Origin of the sequence: Solwaraspora sp. WMMD791, from assembly GCF_029581195.1 — a bacterium.
Taxonomy (GTDB): domain Bacteria; phylum Actinomycetota; class Actinomycetes; order Mycobacteriales; family Micromonosporaceae; genus Micromonospora_E.
Genome location: NZ_CP120737.1, coordinates 4,699,827 through 4,716,506, shown reverse-complemented (window position 1 = coordinate 4,716,506; position 16,680 = coordinate 4,699,827). Strand labels below are relative to the sequence as shown.

The following is a 16,680-nucleotide window of genomic DNA, read 5'->3' as shown; positions in this document are numbered from 1 at the left end:
ACATCGCCCCTGTCTGTGGGCACGGTCAGCGGCGGTCGTACTTGTCCGGGATGACCAGGCTGATCGCCCATCCGACGATGGCCATCACGATCGCGCCCCAGAACGCCGGCCAGAAGCCGTCGATGGTGAACGGCAGGTCCAGTTGCTGGGCGAGCCAGTCGGTCAGCAGGAACAGCAGGGCGTTGACGACCAGGGCGAACAGGCCCAGGGTCAGCAGGTAGAAGACGCAGCCGACGACCTTGATGATCGGCTTGAGCACGGCGTTCACGATGCCGAAGATCAACGCGACGATGACCAGGGTCAGCACGGTACGGGTCGCCGAGTCACCGGAGACCTCGATCCCGGGGACGACGAGCGTGGTGATCCACAGGGCGACCGCGGTGATGGCGAGTCTGATCAGGAATCCCATTCCGTCATCCTGCCATCCGGGATCCACCACCGGCCCCGATAACCGGACAACTTTCCGATTCTGGGCAGCGGTCTGCGGGCGGCCGGGTCAGCCCGTACCGTGGAAAGCGCGCAACCGCCGACCGAGGAGGCCGACATGACGTACCCGGACGAGGACCTCGCCCCGGCCGACCACCTCGACCCCGCCGAACGCGACATCGAAGCCCCCACCGACGACGCGGTCGAACAGTCGGTGGTGGCCAACCCGGTCGAGCAGTCCCCGGAGATCCACCGGGGGCTGGAGGTCGACGACTGGGACGCCGTCGAGCAGTCCCGCATCGTCGACCTCGACGACGACGGCTACCGCTGAGCCGACCACACCGGCCACACCGGGCCGGCGTCGGCCACGACGCCACGACGCCCCACGACGCCAACGAGCGTCGGCCACGTCGGCGAAACCGCTGTCCCCGGGTGGCACCCGGCTGACACGATCACCCGCGTGCTGCTGACCGTGACGACGACCCACCGACCCGCCACCGACCTCGGCTACCTGCTGGTCAAGCATCCGGACCGGATGCAGTCGTTCGACGTACCCACCGGCACCGCGCACGTGTTCTATCCGGAAGCCAGCGAACAGCGCTGCACCGCCGCGCTGCTGCTCGACGTCGACCCCGGCCGGCTCACCGCCGCGCGGGGCCGCCACCGCGGCCGGCCCACCGCCGCGATGCCGGACAGCTTCACCCTCAGCCAGTACGTCAACGACCGGCCGTACGCCGCGTCCAGCCTGCTCGCCGCCGCGCTCGCCAAGGTGTTCCGGTCGGCGCTGCGCGGGCAGAGCCGGGACCGCCCCGAACTGGTCGACGTGGCGCTGCCGCTGACCGTCCGGGTGCCGGTGCTGCGCTGCCGGGGCGGCGCGGCACTCGCCGACCGCCTCTTCACCCCGCTCGGCTGGGCGGTGACCGCCCGGCCGATCCCCCTCGACGAACGCTTCCCCGAGTGGGGCGACAGCCGGTACGCCGACCTCACCCTGGCCGGTACGCTGCGGGTCGCCGACGCGCTCAACCACCTGTACGTGCTGCTGCCGGTGCTCGACGACGCCAAGCACTACTGGATCGCCCCGGACGAGTTGGACAAACTGCTGCGGGCCGGTGACGGCTGGTTGGCCGGCCACCCGGAGCGCCGGCTGATCACCCGGCGGTACCTGGCGCACCGGCGGGTCCTCGCCCAGCGGGCCGAGGACCAGCTCGCCGAGGCACGGGCCGCGCAGCTGCGGCTGTCCGACGCGGCGGTCGAACCCGACAGCATCGAGTCGGACAGCGTCGAATCAGACGGTGTCGGCCCGGACAGCGGCGACCCGGACGGCGCGCCGTCGCGGCCGCGTCCACTGGCGGCGACCCGGCGGGCCGCCGTACTGGCCGTGCTGGCCGAGGTCGGCGCCAGCCGGGTGCTCGACCTCGGCTGCGGCGGCGGTGCGCTGCTCACCGAGCTGCTCGCCCAGCCCCGGTTCAGCGAGATCGTCGGCACCGACGTGTCGGCGCGGGCGCTGGAGCTGGCCGCCCGCCGGCTGCGGCTGGACCGGCTGCCGCCCCGCCAGCAGCAGCGGGTACGGCTGTGGCAGTCGGCGCTGACCTACCGTGACGACCGGCTGCGCGGCTTCGACGCGGCGGTGCTGATGGAAGTCGTCGAGCATCTGGACCCGCCCCGGCTGCCCGCGCTGGCCGAGTCGGTCTTCGGGCACGCCCGGCCCGGCACCGTCGTGGTGACCACCCCGAACGTGGAGTACAACGTGCGCTTCGACGGCATGAACCCCGGTACGCTGCGTCACCCGGACCACCGGTTCGAGTGGACCCGTGCCGAGTTCGCCGCCTGGGCCGGGCAGGTCGCCACGACGTACGGCTATCAGGTGGCGTACCGGCCGGTCGGCGAGGTGGACCCGCAGGTCGGGCCGCCGACCCAGCTGGCGGTCTTCACCCGCGACGGCGCGGGCGGCGCGGCCGTCGGGGGCCTCGCAGGCGTCGGGGGTACCCGGTGACCGTCCTGGAGATTCCCGAACTCGCCCTGGTCGCGCTCGTCGGCGTCTCCGGCTCCGGCAAGTCGACGTTCGCCCGCCGGCACTTCACCGCCACCCAGGTGCTCTCCTCGGACACCTTCCGGGCGTTGGTGGCCGACGACGAGAACGACCAGTCGGCGTCGGCGGACGCCTTCGACGCACTGCACTACGTCGCCGGCAAGCGGCTGCGGGCCGGTCGGTTCACCGTGGTCGACGCCACCAACCTGCAGGAACACGCGCGGGCCGGGCTGGTCGCCATCGCCCGCGAGCACGACGTGCTGCCGGTCGCGGTGGTGCTCGACGTGCCCGAGCAGATCTGCTGGGAACGCACCCAGGGCCGCACCGACCGCAGCTTCGGTCGGCACGTGGTCGCCAGGATGCACCGCGACCTGCGTCGGTCGGTCGGCAAGCTGGCCCGGGAAGGGTTCCGGCACGTGTTCGTGCTGCGCGGCACCGACGAGATCGACGCCGCCGAGATCCGGCTCACCCGGCTGTACAACGACCGGCGGGAGCTCACCGGACCGTTCGACATCGTCGGCGACGTGCACGGCTGCCGCGCCGAGTTGGAGGCGCTGCTGACCGCGCTCGGCTGGACGTTGGAACGCGACGACACCGGCCGACCGGTCGGTGCCCGGCACCCGCAGGGGCGTACCGCTGTCTTCGTCGGTGACCTGGTCGACCGCGGCCCGGACTCGCCCGGGGTGCTGCGCCTGGTGATGGGGATGGTCCGGGCCGGCACCGCGCTCTGCGTGCCCGGCAACCACGAGCAGAAACTGCTGCGCAAACTGCGGGGCCGCAAGGTGACCGTGTCGCACGGGCTGGCCGAGACCCTGGAGCAGCTGGCCGCCGAGCCGGCCGGGTTCAGCGACGACGTCGCCAGGTTCATCGACGGCCTGGTCAGCCACTACCGGCTCGACGGGGGCGCGCTGGTGGTGGCGCACGCCGGGCTCAAGGCCGAATACCAGGGTCGGGCTTCCGGCCGGGTGCGCAGCTTCGCGCTGTACGGGGAGACCACCGGCGAAACCGACGAGTACGGCCTGCCGGTGCGTTACCCGTGGGCCCGCGACTACCGGGGTGCCGCCACCGTGGTCTACGGGCACACCCCCACGCCCCGCCCCGAGTGGGTCAACAACACCATCTGCGTCGACACCGGCTGTGTCTTCGGCGGCCGGCTCACCGCGCTGCGCTACCCGTCGCGGGAGCTCGTCTCGGTGCCGGCGGCCCGCGAGTACTACGCCCCGGTGAAACCGTTGACCGCCGACCCGGTCGACGGCGACGGTGACACCTCGCCGGAACGCCCCGACGACGTACTGCTGCTCAGCGACGTCACCGGCCGGCGGCACATCGACTACGGCTACGGCACCACCACGGTCGCGGCCGGCAACGCCGCCGCCGCGCTGGAGGTGATGAGCCGGTACGCGGTGGATCCCCGCTGGCTGGTCTGGCTGCCGCCGACGATGGCCCCCTGCTCGACGTCGACCCAGGAGGGTCACCTGGAGCATCCGGCGGAGGCGTTCGCCGACTACCGGGCCGCCGGCGTGGACCGGGTGATCTGCCAGGAGAAGCACATGGGGTCGCGGGCGGTGGTGCTGGTCTGCCGCGACCCGGCCGGGCATCCCCGGTTCGGGCCGGGCGGCGGGGTGGTGCACACCCGGACCGGGCGGCCGTTCTTCGACTCGACCGCCCGTACGGAGGCGCTGCTGGCCCGGGTCCGGGCGGCGGCCGACGCCGCCGAGCTGTGGCAGCGGCTGGCCACCGAGGCCGGCCCGGCCAGCTGGCTGCTGCTCGACTGCGAGCTGCTGCCCTGGTCGGCGAAGGCACTCGGGCTGATCCGCGAGCAGTACGCGGGCGTCGCCGCCGCAGGGCGGGCCGCGCTGCCCGCCGCGCTCGGCGAACTGGACGCGGCCGCCGGCCGGGGACTGCCGGTCGGTCAGCTGCGCGAGCGGCTGGCCCGCCGGGCCGTCGACGTCGACCGGTACGCCGACGCCTACCGGGCGTACGTCGGCGACCCGGACACGGTGACGTTGGCGCCGTTCGCGGTGCTGGCCAGCGACGGCCGTTCGTACGCCGACCGCGACCACGGCTGGCATCTGGACTGCGCCGACGCACTGGTGGCCGCCGATCCGGCGGTGTTCACCACCACCCGGCGGCGGGTGGTGGACCTGACCGACGAGGCGGCGGTGACCGGGGCGACCGACTGGTGGCAGGAGCTGACCGCCGCCGGCGGAGAAGGCATGGTGGTCAAGCCGTACGCCGGTCCGGCCGCCCGAGGCGGCACCGGCCGGCTGCTGCAGCCGGGGATCAAGTGCCGGGGCCGGGAGTACCTGCGGATCATCTACGGTCCGGAGTACACCGAGCCGGAGCAGCTGACCGCCCTGCGCCGCCGGTCGTTGGGGCGCAAACGGGCGATGGCCCTGCGTGAGCACGGCCTCGGCCTGGCCGCGTTGGACCTGCTGGCCGCCGACGCCGCGCTGTGGCGCCGGCACGAGCTGGTGTTCGCGGTGCTCGCCTGCGAGTCTGAGCCGGTCGACCCCCGACTGTGAACTCTGGCCCGGTATGGTTGCGCGAATGTCAGTGCGTGAACGTGTCGGCCATGTGTTCCGGGGTGCGGCGATCGGGGTGGCAGAGGCCATCCCGGGCGTCAGTGGTGGAACGATCGCACTGGTCACCGGCGTGTACGAGCGGCTCATCGCCTCGGCCGGGCACCTGATCAACACGGTCCGGTACGCGGTCTCCGACGTACCCCGTAAGCAGGGCTGGGCGCGCAGCCGCGACCAGTTCCGCCAGGTGCACTGGGAGGTGATCATCCCGCTGGCGCTCGGCATGCTGCCGGGTCTGCTGCTCGCCGCCCGGCTGCTGGAGCCGATGCTGGAGGAGTACCCGGAGCAGACCCGGGGGCTGTTCTTCGGCCTGGTGCTGGCGTCGGTGCTGGTGCCGATCTCGATGATCGGCCGACCGTGGCGGGTACGGGACGCAGCCGCGGTGGGCATCGCGGCGGTGGCGGCGTTCGTTTTGACCGGGCTGCCGTCGGCGACGATCGACCCGAACCCGGTGGTGGTGCTGCTGGCAGCCGCCGTCGCGGTCTGCGCGCTGGTACTGCCGGGGGTGTCCGGGTCGTTCCTGCTGCTGACGGTCGGGCTCTACGAGCCGACCATCGAGGCGGTCAACGACCGGGACTTCGGCTACCTGGCGATCTTCGCCGCCGGCATGGTGATCGGCCTGACGTTGTTCGTGAAGCTGCTGCAGTACCTGTTGGAGCATCACCGCCGGGTCACCTTGGCGGTGATGACCGGTGTCATCGTCGGCAGTTTGCGGGCGTTGTGGCCGTGGCAGACCGAGGAGCGGGGGCTGCTCGCCCCGGCCGGCAACGCGCCGTCGGTGGTGTTGCTCCTGCTGCTGGGGATCGCGGTGGTCACCGCGATGGTGATCGTCGAGCAGCGGCGGCTGCGCCGCGCCGCCGTGGACGTCACTCAGGAGGAGTCACCGGAGTTGCCCAGCCACCACCGCTGAGCCGGGGTGCGGGTGCCGATGCTCGCCGAACCGGTCAGACGCTGCCCTGCTCCGGGTGCGGCAGCTGGTCGAGGTAGTCGGCCGGCAGCGGGGTCAGCTCGTCGAGCCGGCCGACGGCCAGCGCCCGGTAGGTGAGCCGGGCCGCTTCCTCCAGGTTGACCGCACGTTTGTGGGCCAGCTCGACCGAGCTGGCCAGCACCGAGCAGCCGTGCCGGGACAGGATCAGGCAGTTGGTGCCGTCGGCGGCAGCGTCGGCGGCGGCGCGGGCCAACGGCCAGCCGCCCGGCGGCGCGAACGGCACGGTGACGACCCGACGCAGGTAGAAGGCATGGTCGGTGGTGACCAGCCGGATCGGTACGCCGAGGGTGTCCAGCAGCAGCATGGACTGTGGATGCAGGTGCACCACGGCGTGCACGTCCGGGCGGGCACGGTAGACCGCCAGATGCAGGGCCAGCTCGCTGGTCGGCCGCGACGGCGTACCGGCAGGCGTCATCGCGCCGGGTGCCATCGCCGCAGGCGCCATCGCCTCGGATGACGGACCGTCGGGCAGCGTAGTGCCGTCCGCGATCCGGACCCGGACGAACGACGCTCGGTCGAGCCGGTCCAGCCAGGTACCGGACGCGGTCACCCAGCAGTCGTCGCCACCGGGCAGCCGGGCGGACAGGTTGCCGCCGGAGCCCACGACGAGACCGGCGCGCACCACGTCGCGCCCGAGGTAGGCCAGCTGGTCCCGCAGGTCGCCAGCAACGTACGTCACCGGTGTCCCTTCGAGGCCTTGGGCACCTTGCCTGGCAGCTCCGCCTCCAGCGAGTCGGCCAGGCAAGGTGCCGTCAGGTCAGCGAGCCTTCTTGGTGGCGCGCTTACGCGGCGGGGTCAGCAGATCCGCGATCGTGGCGATCGCGGACGGCACCAGCCGGTAGTAAGCCCACACGCCGCGCTTCTCCCGTTCCAGCAAGCCGGCCTCGGTGAGGATACGCAGGTGGTGGCTCACGGTCGGCTGGGAGAGCCCGAGCGGAGCGGTGAGGTCGCAGACGCAGGCCTCGCCTTCCGGCGCCGACTGGATCAGGCTGAGCAGCCTGAGTCGGGCCGGGTCGGCGAGCGCCTTGAGGACTCCAGCGAGTCGCTCCGCGTCCGCGCGTTCGATCGGCTCGCCGGCAAGCGGCGAGATTTGAGGCATGGTCATTTCAGCCAACGCAGTTCCCACGAAACCCATCCTTCCACCAAACAGCATCGATCCGCCTGCATATCAGCAGATCCGAATCGGCAAACTTTTAGGCCAGAAGGCCGAGGTCAGCCAACGTATAGGCGGCCCGGTAGGGCAGTCCGGCTGCCCGAACCGCGTCGCCCGCCCCACGATCGACGATCACCGCCACGCCGACCACCTCTGCTCCCGCCTCTTGTAGCGCCTCGACTGCGGTCAGTACACTGCCCCCGGTCGTCGAGGTGTCCTCCACCGCGAGTACGCGGCGACCGACCACGTCCGGCCCTTCGATCCGTCGCTGGAGTCCATGCGTCTTCTCGGCCTTGCGCACCACGAAGGCGTCCAACCTGCGCTGCCGCGTCGCCGCAGCGTGCAGCATGGACAGTGCCACCGGGTCCGCTCCCAACGTCAGGCCTCCGACCGCGTCGTACTCCCAGTCCGCGGTGAGGTCGAGCAGCACCCGTCCCACCAACGGTGCGGCGGCGTGGTGCAACGTCACCCGCCGCAGGTCGACGTACCAATCAGCCTCGCGACCTGACGACAACACCACCTTGCCGTGCACCACGGCCAGGTCAGTGATGAATTTGCGCAGGTCGTCATGGTCCCCCATGGTGCAAAGCGTACTGCGCGTCACTGAGTCTCCCGCCGCCGGCCCGGCAACTCGCCGATAACGCCATCCACGTCGCTAGCTGCTCATACACCACAAAACCCCTGGTCGGGGCGGCGGGAAGCGGTTCGACGGACACGCTGGTACGCTCTCCGGCTCACTCGCGATCCGTCGGGCGACCGGTCGCCAGCCGCAGCAGTCCATGCGGAGCGTGACGCACCACAGTGGCGAGCGCCTTGTACCGCCAGTCGGGGACACTCACCGCACGCCCCCTGGCCAGGTCCCGCAACCCGTCGGCGACCACGTCGTCGGCCCGTAGCCAGAGCCAGCCAGGCGATCCAGCGGTACGGATGCCGGCCCGCTCGTGGAACTCCGTACGGACGAAACCGGGGCACAGGGCCATCACCCGGACCCCCAGATGGCGGACCGACTGGTCGATCGACTCGCTGAAGTTCGTGACCCACGCCTTGCTGGCTGGATAGGTCGAACCAGCTGCAACCGGGCCGAATCCGGCTACGGACGAGACATTAATCACTCTTCCCGTTCGGCGTTGCACCATCACCGGCAGCGCCGCATGGGTCAGCCGCAGCACGGCTTCCACGTTCAACCGCAGCAGCCGCAGCTCGTCGGCCTCGTCGGTGCGGCGAAACGGCCGGTTCAATCCGATACCGGCGTTGTTGACCAGCAGATCCACCGGTGTCCCCGTGTCACGCAGCCGGGACGCGACGACGCCGACCCCACCATCGGTGGCGAGGTCGGCGTCGAGCACCTCGACCGTCGTGCCGTGCCGGTCGGCCAGCTCGTCCGCCATCACGGTCAGCCGCTGACGGTCCCGGGCGACCAGCACCAGCCGCGTACCGCCGGCGGCCAACTGACGGGCGAACGCCGCGCCGAGGCCGGCGGTGGCACCGGTAACCAGGGCGGTCTGGACCTTGGACGACGATGCCACCATCACGTACCTCCAGCGCTGCGACGAACCGCCCGGTCAGCTGCCCGAAGGAGGCTGGCTGCCCGGCGGGTTACCGGAGGGATTGTCCGGTGTGTCACCGGCCGCCGGTGGGGTGCCCCCCGTCGCCGGCGGCGGGCCGGGCGGGGTGCCCGGGGCCGGCGGGTAGCTCGGGTAGGCGCCACCGGGCATCGGCGGTACGCCGTACCCGCCACCGGGCACCGGCGGCTCCCAGGCGACGGCCGGCTTGCGGAAGAACTCGTTCGACGGCGGCAGCGCCAGCAGGATCAGCGCGGCCAGCAACGCCAGCACGGTCACGACGCCGAGCAGCAGGTTGACCGGGTCGTACCAGCCGGGCAGCGCGGCCTCAAGGTCCCGTTGCACCTGCGCCGGATCCGGCATGTTCGGATCCGTGCCGGTCGTGCCGGTGGGCAGCGCGCTGCCGGCGGCACCGAGCGCCAGCCCACCGCCGGAGCAGCAGAGGAAGATGCCGCCGAGCACCCAGGTGACGATCCGGGACGGGTTCTTGCCCCGGTTGTTGAGCAGGGCCAGCACCACCAGCCCGGCGGCGACCAGCAGCCCGAAGATCGCTCCGGCGATCGTCGTGACCGTCGTGATCGTGCCGATCGCCTCCATCCCCTCGAAGTCGGCGTAGGCGTCCTCGTAGACCTGTTGCATCGTGCCCGTCACGGACAGCGCGACGATCAGGCCGACCACCTGCAGGGCGGCGGTCAGGAACAGCAGGTAACTCGAAATGGTGACGGTGCTCGGCCGCGCCTTGACCGGTGGCGCGGCCGGATTCGGATCCGACACAGCTCTCCTTCCCCGAAGCTTCGGAAGATCACCGTATCGGTACCCCGCCAGTGGCACGGGGCAAACGGCACCGCGTCTGCCTCGCGTTTCGCCGCTGGCACCGGCCACGTCCACCGGCGTGACGTATCGACGCTGGTCAGCCTGCCTGCACCGCCAGCCCTTCCTTGTCGTCGGCGAGCTGCACCCGGACGGTGTCGCCGTCGCGGATCTCGCCGGCCAGCAAGGCCCTGGCCAACTGGTCGCCGATCGCCGACTGGACCAGCCGGCGCAGCGGCCGGGCTCCGTAGATCGGGTCGTAGCCGTGCTCGGCCAGCCAGGTCCGGGCAGCGTCGTCGACGTCCAGGCTCAGCCGGCGGTCGGCCAGCCGCCGCCGCAGCCGGTCCAGCTGGATGTCCACGATCGAGCGCAGCTCGGCGCCGCTGAGCATCGCGAAGACCACGATGTCGTCCAACCGGTTGAGGAACTCCGGCTTGAAGTGCGCCCGGACCACGGCCAGCACGGCGTCGCGCCGCTGTTCCTCGGTCAACGTCGGGTCGTTGATCAGCGTCGAGCCGAGGTTGGAGGTGAGGATCAGGATCGCGTTGCGGAAGTCCACCGTACGGCCCTGCCCGTCGGTGAGCCGGCCGTCGTCGAGCACCTGCAGCAGCACGTCGAAGACGTCCGGGTGGGCCTTCTCCACCTCGTCGAGCAGGATCACCGAGTACGGCCGACGGCGCACCGCCTCGGTCAGCTGACCGCCCTCCTCGTACCCGACGTAACCGGGCGGGGCACCGACCAGCCGGGCCACCGAGTGCTTCTCGGCGTACTCGCTCATGTCGATGCGGACCATGGCCCGCTCGTCGTCGAAGAGGAACTCGGCCAGTGCCTTGCCCAGCTCGGTCTTGCCGACGCCGGTCGGGCCGAGGAAGAGGAAGCTGCCGGTCGGCCGGTCCGGGTCGGCGACCCCGGCCCGGGCGCGGCGGACCGCGTCGGAGACGGCGGCGACGGCGGCGGACTGGCCGACCACCCGGGCACCGAGGGACTCCTCCATCCGCAGCAGCTTGGCGGTCTCGCCCTCCATCAGCCGGCCGGCCGGGATGCCGGTCCAGGCGGCGACGACGGCCGCGATGTCGTCCGCGCCGATCTCCTCCTTGAGCATCGCCCCGTCGGCCTGCAGCGCGGCCAGCTCGGTCTCGGCGCGGGCCAGCTCGCCCTGCAACGCCGGGATCCGCCCGTACCGCAGCTCGGCGGCGCGCTCCAACTCGCCGTCGCGTTCGGCCCGCTCCGCCTCGCCGCCGAGGCGTTCCAGCTCCTCGCGGGCGGTGGAGATCCGGGTGATGTGCCCCTTCTCCAGCTGCCAGCGGTCGCTGAGCGCGGTCAACTGCTCGCGCTTGTCGGCCAGTTCGCGGCGCAGCCGCTCCAGGCGCTGCGCCGAGCCGGGGTCCGGCTCCTTGGCCAGCGCCATCTCCTCGATCTCCAGCCGGCGGACGGCGCGTTCGATCTCGTCGACCTCGACCGGCCGGGAGTCGATCTCCATCCGCAGCCGGGAAGCCGACTCGTCGACCAGGTCGATCGCCTTGTCCGGCAGGAACCGGTCGGTGATGTAGCGGTCGGACAGGCCGGCGGCGGCGACCAGCGCGGCGTCGGTGATCCGTACGCCGTGGTGCACTTCGTAGCGTTCCTTGAGCCCGCGCAGGATGCCGATGGTGTCCTCGACGGTTGGCTCGCCGACCAGCACCGGCTGGAATCGGCGCTCCAACGCCGGATCCTTCTCGATGTGTTCGCGGTACTCGTCGAGGGTGGTCGCGCCGACCATCCGCAGCTCACCGCGGGCCAGCATCGGCTTGAGCATGTTGCCGGCGTCCATCGAGCCTTCGCCCTTGCCGGCACCGACCACGGTGTGCAGCTCGTCGAGGAAGGTGATCACCTGGCCGTCGGAGCCCTTGATCTCCTCCAGCACCGACTTGAGCCGCTCCTCGAACTGGCCCCGGTACTGCGCGCCGGCGACCATCGCGCCGAGGTCGAGGGAGACCAGCCGCTTGTCGCGCAGCGACTCCGGTACGTCGCCGGCGACGATCCGCTGGGCGAGTCCTTCGACGATCGCGGTCTTGCCGACGCCAGGTTCGCCGATCAGCACCGGGTTGTTCTTGGTACGCCGGGACAGCACCTGGATCACCCGGCGGATCTCGGCGTCCCGGCCGATCACCGGGTCGATCTTGCCGTCCCGGGCGCTGGCGGTCAGGTCGACGCCGTACTTCTCCAGGGCCTGGTAGGTCTGCTCCGGGTCGGCGGTGGTGACCCGGCGGTCGCCGCCGCGCACCGACGGGAACGCGGCGACCAGGTTCTCCTCGGTGGCTCCGGCGCTCTTGAGGAGCTGAGCGACCGCGCCACCGACCCGGGCCAGGCCGGCCAGCAGGTGCTCGGTGGAGGTGTACTCGTCGCCGAGTGGGCGGGCGATCTGCTCGGCGGCGCCGATCGCGTTGGCGAACTCGCGGGACAGGCTCGGCTCGGCGACGCTGGAGCCACGGGCGGCGGGCAGGTTCTCCACGGTCCGTACGGCGGTGCGGCGGATCTCGGCCGGGTTGGCGCCGACGGCCCGCAGCAGGCCGGCGGCGGTCGAGCCACCGGTGTCCAGCAGGGAGAGCAGCAGATGCCACGGTTCGACCGTGGCGTGGCCCCGCTGGTTGGCGATGGCGACCGCGGCGGTGATGACTTCGCGACTCTTGGTGGTCAGACGTTCGGCGTTCATGAGCTCCCCTGTGCGGCAGGTTGGTCCACTGGTAAGGACACCACCAGACTTGAGTCTATTCCACTCAACTCCGATCGACGAGTCCTCCGCGTGAGCCCGACCCGCACCGGGTCACCGTTCGGTCGGCTCCCAGGAGATCTCCACCCAGCCGGCACCCGACGGCTGCCGCAGAGGAAGCAGCACCGCGCCGTCCCGACGCGCCAGCACCGTCGTGTCCCGCAGCCGGGTCAGGTACGCGCCCTGCACCGGCCAGTAGAGCACCTCGAACTGGCCGTCCGATCCGACCGACCAGGCACCGGTACGCGTGGTGACCAGCAGCCGGCCACCGTCGGGCAGCGCCGACACCACCCCTGTCGGTAGATCGGCGATCGGCAGCTGCGCCAACCGCGTCCCGTCGATCCGCCAGATGATCGGAAACTCGGGCGGCACCCGCTCGGCGATCAGCCAGCGCTCGCCCGAGGGCTCGACCCGCACGACCAGCAGACGGATCCGGTCCGGCTCGGCGACGGTGACCGCGTCGGTCCGCCACTGCCAGGTCGGCTCGGCCACCCCACGATCGTCCAGCCGGGCCACCTGCGCGCCGGACGCCACATGCAACCGGCCGTCGTGCAGCCCGGCGACGGTCAGCTTGCCGCCGAGGTGACCGACGGTCTGCACCACCGGGATCGGCGGCTGCTGCGGCAACGGGACAATCCCTCGCTCGGTCACCTCGACGACCCGCGCCACCGGATCGGTCTGGCAGCACACCTGGTACGGCCCGTCCCAACTGGCGAACTCCGGCGGCATCGACCCGTCCGATCTGGTCGACCGGGTAAAGGTCATACCCGCATCGAGCGACCGGTACCAGGCGGCGGCGGTGGACAGCACCAGGCTGCCGTAGCCGACCAGCATCGAGTGCTCCGTCGCCGCCGGGTCCGGATGCTCCCGCTGCTCCCAGGACTCGCCGCCGTCGAAGGTGACGAAGAGCAGCGGCGGGCACGGGACCGGGTCGCCCGCGTCCGGCGACCGGGTGCAGCCGGGGAAAAGCGCGTACCCGAGCTGGGCGTTGTCGAACTCCAGGTGCGGCGGGTCGTAGTACGGCGGCACCGGCACCCGCATCGGGCGTTCCTCGACTGCCGCCACGCGGGGCGACACCGCCGCCTCGGCCGAGGGGACCGCCCGCTGCGGCGGGGTACGCCGGATGTCGCCGATCGAGCACCCTGCCGACACCAGTACGGCCGGCAACAGCAGTGCCGACAGCCGTACGGCCGACAGCAGGAGAGCCCGCCGGTCGACCGTTGTCGCGGGTCTGCGTACCCGATCTCGCATCTGCCGCCTCCCGTCGCCCACACACCTGTTCCCTCAGTCTGACCGGACGCGGCGCGGCCGGTCGCCCCGCGACGGCGTAGCGTGGACGGTGTGCGCGCACGTGTGGAACAGGTCGACCTCCCCGGCATCGGGGTGCGTCACGACCTGCTGACCGAATCGGGTCGGCGGATCGGGGTGGTGAGCCACCGGTCGGGACGTCGGGACCTGGTCCTCTACGACGAGGACGACCCGGACGCCTGCGACGCCGACATCCCGCTGACCGACGACGAGGCCGAGGCGCTCGCCGACATCCTCGGCGCCTCGCTGATGCTCAGCCAGCTCGCCGGGCTGCGCGACCAGGCCGCCGGGCTACTCACCGAGCAGGTGGCGATCACCGCCGGCTCGCCGTTCGTCGGCCGTACCCTCGGCGACACCAAGACACGGACCCGCACCGGGGCGTCGATCGTGGCGGTACTGCGCAACCGGGAGGTGCTGGCCTCACCCGGGCCGGAGTTCCGGTTCGCCGCCGGCGACGTGGTGGTGGTCGTCGGCACCAGGACCGGGCTGGACGGCGTCGGCGGCATCCTGGCCAACGACGACCCGGCCGGCTGACCCGGCGATGCACGACAGCGCCCTGCTGCTGATCGAACTTGGCGCGCTGTTGCTCCTTCTCGGCCTGTTGAGCCGACTCTCCCGCCGCTACGGACTGTCACCGATCCCGCTCTACCTGCTTGCCGGCCTGCTGTTCGGGCACGGTGGGTTGCTCCCGCTGCACGACATCCAGGATTTCTTCGCCGTCGGTGCCGAGATCGGCGTCGTACTGCTGCTGGTGATGCTCGGGCTGGAGTACTCCGCCGCCGAACTGATCGGCAACCTGCGCCGGGCCGCGCCGGCCGGTCTGATCGACGCGCTACTGAACGCGCTGCCGGGCGCGGCGTTCGCGCTGCTGCTCGGCTGGGGGCCGACCGCCGCGCTGGTGCTCGCCGGGATCACCTGGATCTCCTCGTCTGGGGTGGTCGCCAAACTCCTCGGCGACCTGGGCCGGCTGGGCAACCGGGAGACGCCGGTGATCCTGTCGATCCTGGTCGTCGAGGACCTGGCGATGGCGTTCTACCTGCCGGTACTCAGCGCGGTGCTGATCGGCGCCGGATTGGCCGCCGGCAGCGTGGCGGTCGCGGTGGCGGTCGGCACGGTCACCGTCGTGCTGCTGGTCGCGGTCCGGTTCGGCCACCAGATCTCCGCGCTGCTGTCGGTACGCGACCCGGAGGCACTGCTGCTCGGCGTACTCGGATTGACCCTGCTGATCGCCGGTCTGGCCGCCGAGTTGCAGGTCTCGGCGGCGGTCGGCGCGTTCCTGGTCGGCATCGCGCTGTCCGGGCCGGTGGCACACAGCGCCACCGAGCTGCTGACACCGCTGCGTGACGTGTTCGCCGCCGTGTTCTTCGTCTTCTTCGGTCTGGTGACCGATCCCCGGGACATCCCGCCGGTGCTGCTGCCGGCCCTCGGGCTGGCGGTGGCGACGATGGGCACCAAGGTGGTCACCGGCTACCTGGCCGCCCGCCGGGCCGGTATCGCCGCACCCGGGCGGTGGCGGGCCGGGCTGGCCCTGACCCCACGGGGCGAGTTCTCGATCGTGATCGCCGGTCTGGCGGTGGCCAGTTCGAGCGTGGAGCCGGCGCTCGCTCCACTGGCCACGGCGTACGTGCTGATCACCGTCGTCAGCGGGCCGGTGCTGGCGCGGGTGCCGGACACCCGCTGGTTCAAGCGGCGGGTACGGCGACGTCCGAGACCCGGTACGGCCAGCGACCATCACGCTGCGGAGGCGGGAGGACACTAGTCAACCTCATGAATGGCACGCTGCAGGACTTCCGTGATCACCCTCCGACACGCTACGGTGGCGCGGCAGTAGCTAGTGACAGGCCCGGGGCCGGCAGCGCCCCGCTGGCCGCGGACGGGAGGGCACCCCGTTGAGCGTGCAGGAGTCGGCGTTCCGCGGCTTCGCCAATCCGGTGGACCCGGCGCCCGCCGAGCTGCGTGCCTGGGCGTACCAGCCAGACTCGGTGCCGCTGCAGTCCATGCCGCAGGACTGGGATCTGCTGGTCTCCGGCGACCGGTTGGTGACCACCCTGTTCGACCTCGCGATGGATCCGACCTGCCCGGCCCGTCGGTTCGCGCTGCACTGCCTCTACATCTACGCCGCCGACGGGATCCGCACCAATTTCCGGGCGCATCCGAAGCGGCGGCTGCGCCGGCTCGTCGAGCAGGCCGAGCAGCAGGGCGACGAGCTGATGGCGACCTGGGCGCACAACACCCGGGTGCTGCTGGCCAAGCCGCAGCTGTTCGACTATCACGACTGGTGTGAGGGCGGCCTGGTCCGCAAGTCCCGCCGGCTCAGCTGAGCACCCCCTGAAGGGTCACGGCGCGGGTGGCGTTCCGGCAGCGGCTCGGTCACGGCGCGGGTGGCGGACCGGCGGCGGCGAGGCCAGCGACGGCGACCTGCATCCCACGTTGCAGTCCGGCCAGCAGCTGCTCCTGGTCGACGAGGATGGCCCGCTCCGGGTCGGGTAGTTCGGCGAGGAGCTGCATCATCACCGCGACCAGGGCCCCGATGAACGAACCCACCATCGCGGCGGCGGTGACCTCGTCGAGATCGTCTGGGAAGGCTTCCCGCAGCCCGCGGGCCAGGTCGGTCTGCCCGCTGAGCAGCAGGCGCAGCGCGTAGCCCTGCAGCGCCGGGCTGGCCAGGATCAACCGGACCCGGACCGGCGCGAGCCGGGCGAACAGCTCGTTGGAGAAGGTGCTGGTGGCGAAGATCCGCTGGGCGGTACGCAGCAGCACGTCGGCCGGGCCTTCGCCGGGGTGCCGGAGCCGGATCTCGGCCTGCGCGATGCGCAGGCGTTCGGCGTTGTCGGCGAAGAGGACCTCCTCCTTGGTCCGGAAGTAGCTGAAGAAGGTCCGGGTGGAGACCTCGGCGGCGGCGGCGATCTCGGCGACGGTCGTCTCGTCGTAGCCCTTCCGGTCGAACAGGTCCGCCGCCGCGTCGACAAGTGCCGCCCGGGTGCGTTCCTTCTTGCGCTCCCGCAGGCCCGGTTCGGTCGGCATGCAGACACCTTACGCCCAGACCTCAGACAACTTCACTCGTTGCAATTTT

16 protein-coding genes are annotated in these 16,680 nt (G+C 71.7%); 7 read left to right on the top strand and 9 right to left on the bottom strand.

What is annotated here, in order from left to right; all coding sequences use genetic code 11:
• Positions 1-25: 25 nt before the first annotated feature.
• Complete coding sequence (locus tag O7623_RS20960) at positions 26-409, bottom strand: phage holin family protein (protein WP_282224716.1); 384 nt, start codon at positions 407-409, stop codon at positions 26-28.
• Between the two features lie 135 nt (positions 410-544).
• On the opposite strand from O7623_RS20960, the gene O7623_RS20955 reads away from it, so the two are divergent.
• The 4 genes from O7623_RS20955 to O7623_RS20940 all read left to right on the top strand — a co-directional run bounded on the left by O7623_RS20955 (position 545) and on the right by O7623_RS20940 (position 5,947).
• Complete coding sequence (locus O7623_RS20955) at positions 545-757, top strand: hypothetical protein (RefSeq protein ID WP_282224715.1); 213 nt, start codon at positions 545-547, stop codon at positions 755-757.
• Positions 758-886: 129 nt separating this feature from the next.
• The gene (locus O7623_RS20950; protein ID WP_282224714.1) at positions 887-2,419 is read left to right on the top strand and encodes a 3' terminal RNA ribose 2'-O-methyltransferase Hen1; all 1,533 of its coding nucleotides are present in this window, start codon (positions 887-889) and stop codon (positions 2,417-2,419) included.
• Entirely contained in the window at positions 2,416-4,980 is a 2,565-nt protein-coding gene (locus O7623_RS20945) for a polynucleotide kinase-phosphatase (RefSeq protein ID WP_282224713.1), read from the top strand. The genes O7623_RS20950 and O7623_RS20945 overlap by 4 nt, the downstream gene beginning before the upstream one ends.
• A gap of 25 nt (positions 4,981-5,005) precedes the next feature.
• Positions 5,006-5,947: a DUF368 domain-containing protein gene (locus tag O7623_RS20940; RefSeq protein ID WP_282224712.1), complete on the top strand. Its 942-nt coding sequence runs from the start codon at positions 5,006-5,008 to the stop codon at positions 5,945-5,947.
• A gap of 34 nt (positions 5,948-5,981) precedes the next feature.
• Here O7623_RS20940 and O7623_RS20935 read toward each other — a convergent pair whose 3' ends face one another.
• From O7623_RS20935 to O7623_RS20905, 7 genes are all read right to left on the bottom strand, one after another.
• Entirely contained in the window at positions 5,982-6,704 is a 723-nt protein-coding gene (locus tag O7623_RS20935) for a class II aldolase/adducin family protein (protein WP_282224711.1), read from the bottom strand.
• 78 nt (positions 6,705-6,782) lie between these two features.
• Positions 6,783-7,160, bottom strand: coding sequence for a metalloregulator ArsR/SmtB family transcription factor (locus O7623_RS20930; protein WP_278110946.1), 378 nt, complete (start codon positions 7,158-7,160; stop codon positions 6,783-6,785).
• Positions 7,161-7,218: 58 nt separating this feature from the next.
• Positions 7,219-7,758: an orotate phosphoribosyltransferase gene (pyrE, locus tag O7623_RS20925; RefSeq protein ID WP_282224710.1), complete on the bottom strand. Its 540-nt coding sequence runs from the start codon at positions 7,756-7,758 to the stop codon at positions 7,219-7,221.
• A gap of 154 nt (positions 7,759-7,912) precedes the next feature.
• The gene (locus tag O7623_RS20920; RefSeq protein ID WP_282224709.1) at positions 7,913-8,707 is read right to left on the bottom strand and encodes an SDR family oxidoreductase; all 795 of its coding nucleotides are present in this window, start codon (positions 8,705-8,707) and stop codon (positions 7,913-7,915) included.
• Positions 8,708-8,740: 33 nt separating this feature from the next.
• Complete coding sequence (locus tag O7623_RS20915; RefSeq protein ID WP_282224708.1) at positions 8,741-9,514, bottom strand: hypothetical protein; 774 nt, start codon at positions 9,512-9,514, stop codon at positions 8,741-8,743.
• A gap of 136 nt (positions 9,515-9,650) precedes the next feature.
• Positions 9,651-12,242, bottom strand: coding sequence for an ATP-dependent chaperone ClpB (gene clpB / locus O7623_RS20910; protein WP_282224707.1), 2,592 nt, complete (start codon positions 12,240-12,242; stop codon positions 9,651-9,653).
• A 111-nt stretch (positions 12,243-12,353) separates the two neighbouring features.
• Positions 12,354-13,550 carry a hypothetical protein gene (locus tag O7623_RS20905; RefSeq protein WP_282224706.1) on the bottom strand — a complete coding sequence of 399 codons (1,197 nt, stop codon included), beginning with the start codon at positions 13,548-13,550 and terminating at the stop codon, positions 12,354-12,356.
• 90 nt (positions 13,551-13,640) lie between these two features.
• Between O7623_RS20905 and O7623_RS20900 the strand changes: the two genes are divergently transcribed.
• The 3 genes from O7623_RS20900 to O7623_RS20890 all read left to right on the top strand — a co-directional run bounded on the left by O7623_RS20900 (position 13,641) and on the right by O7623_RS20890 (position 15,928).
• A complete protein-coding gene (locus O7623_RS20900; protein WP_282224705.1) occupies positions 13,641-14,141 on the top strand; it encodes a cation:proton antiporter regulatory subunit in 501 nt (166 codons plus the stop codon).
• Positions 14,142-14,148: 7 nt separating this feature from the next.
• The gene (locus tag O7623_RS20895; protein ID WP_282224704.1) at positions 14,149-15,366 is read left to right on the top strand and encodes a cation:proton antiporter; all 1,218 of its coding nucleotides are present in this window, start codon (positions 14,149-14,151) and stop codon (positions 15,364-15,366) included.
• Between the two features lie 130 nt (positions 15,367-15,496).
• Positions 15,497-15,928 (top strand): hypothetical protein, encoded by a 432-nt coding sequence (locus tag O7623_RS20890; RefSeq protein ID WP_282224703.1) that lies wholly within the window; start codon positions 15,497-15,499, stop codon positions 15,926-15,928.
• A gap of 49 nt (positions 15,929-15,977) precedes the next feature.
• Here O7623_RS20890 and O7623_RS20885 read toward each other — a convergent pair whose 3' ends face one another.
• On the bottom strand, positions 15,978-16,631 hold the full coding sequence (locus O7623_RS20885) for a TetR family transcriptional regulator (protein WP_282224702.1): 654 nt from the start codon (positions 16,629-16,631) through the stop codon (positions 15,978-15,980).
• Between the last annotated feature and the right edge of the window lie 49 nt (positions 16,632-16,680).

Bases quoted from the DNA above. Each gene is read 5' to 3' on its own strand.
- O7623_RS20920 (WP_282224709.1), bottom strand. From the start codon at position 8,707: ATGGTGGCATCGTCGTCCAAGGTCCAGACCGCCCTGGTTACCGGTGCC.
- O7623_RS20905 (WP_282224706.1), bottom strand. From the start codon at position 13,550: ATGCGAGATCGGGTACGCAGACCCGCGACAACGGTCGACCGGCGGGCT.
- O7623_RS20885 (WP_282224702.1), bottom strand. From the start codon at position 16,631: ATGCCGACCGAACCGGGCCTGCGGGAGCGCAAGAAGGAACGCACCCGG.
- O7623_RS20895 (WP_282224704.1), top strand. From the start codon at position 14,149: ATGCACGACAGCGCCCTGCTGCTGATCGAACTTGGCGCGCTGTTGCTC.
- O7623_RS20930 (WP_278110946.1), bottom strand. From the start codon at position 7,160: ATGGGTTTCGTGGGAACTGCGTTGGCTGAAATGACCATGCCTCAAATC.
- O7623_RS20940 (WP_282224712.1), top strand. From the start codon at position 5,006: ATGTCAGTGCGTGAACGTGTCGGCCATGTGTTCCGGGGTGCGGCGATC.
- O7623_RS20960 (WP_282224716.1), bottom strand. From the start codon at position 409: ATGGGATTCCTGATCAGACTCGCCATCACCGCGGTCGCCCTGTGGATC.
- clpB (WP_282224707.1), bottom strand. From the start codon at position 12,242: ATGAACGCCGAACGTCTGACCACCAAGAGTCGCGAAGTCATCACCGCC.
- O7623_RS20955 (WP_282224715.1), top strand. From the start codon at position 545: ATGACGTACCCGGACGAGGACCTCGCCCCGGCCGACCACCTCGACCCC.
- pyrE (WP_282224710.1), bottom strand. From the start codon at position 7,758: ATGGGGGACCATGACGACCTGCGCAAATTCATCACTGACCTGGCCGTG.